Source organism: Marinicauda pacifica (assembly GCF_004793635.1).
Taxonomy (GTDB): domain Bacteria; phylum Pseudomonadota; class Alphaproteobacteria; order Caulobacterales; family Maricaulaceae; genus Marinicauda; species Marinicauda pacifica.
Genome location: NZ_SRXV01000066.1, coordinates 1 through 311, shown reverse-complemented (window position 1 = coordinate 311; position 311 = coordinate 1). Strand labels below are relative to the sequence as shown.

The window sequence follows — 311 nt, the reverse complement described above, 5'->3', positions numbered from 1 at the left end:
CCTCTCCGCGGTGAACCAGAGCGAAGCGGCTCAAACCGGCCTTGACCATCCCTTAGGCGAGCGCCTGGGGCTGAATCTGGACGACTCGCTGTCCCAAATCGATGTCGGCGTGGTCCAGGTCGAGCACAATCCGGTGAAGGCTTTCACCGCGGATCATCGTGACCATCTCTTCGATGGCTTCGAGTTGCTCCGGCATGGAGGCGCCGTCCTGACCCCGTCCGAACAAGCCTTCGAAATCAAGCACCCGCCAGTTTTGAAGCGACATTTTTGTCAAGCCTCCCCGCAAAAGCATTCATATAGTTTATAATTAT

Annotated in this window: 1 protein-coding gene; it reads right to left on the bottom strand. The window is 56.3% G+C overall.

The window, feature by feature from the left end; translation table 11 throughout:
- Positions 1–52: 52 nt before the first annotated feature.
- Positions 53–265 carry a hypothetical protein gene (locus E5162_RS14410; protein WP_135945958.1) on the bottom strand — a complete coding sequence of 71 codons (213 nt, stop codon included), beginning with the start codon at positions 263–265 and terminating at the stop codon, positions 53–55.
- Between the last annotated feature and the right edge of the window lie 46 nt (positions 266–311).

What these genes read in the sequence shown, in the direction of transcription:
- E5162_RS14410 (WP_135945958.1), bottom strand. Translation starts at nt 265, where the DNA reads ATGTCGCTTCAAAACTGGCGGGTGCTTGATTTCGAAGGCTTGTTCGGA.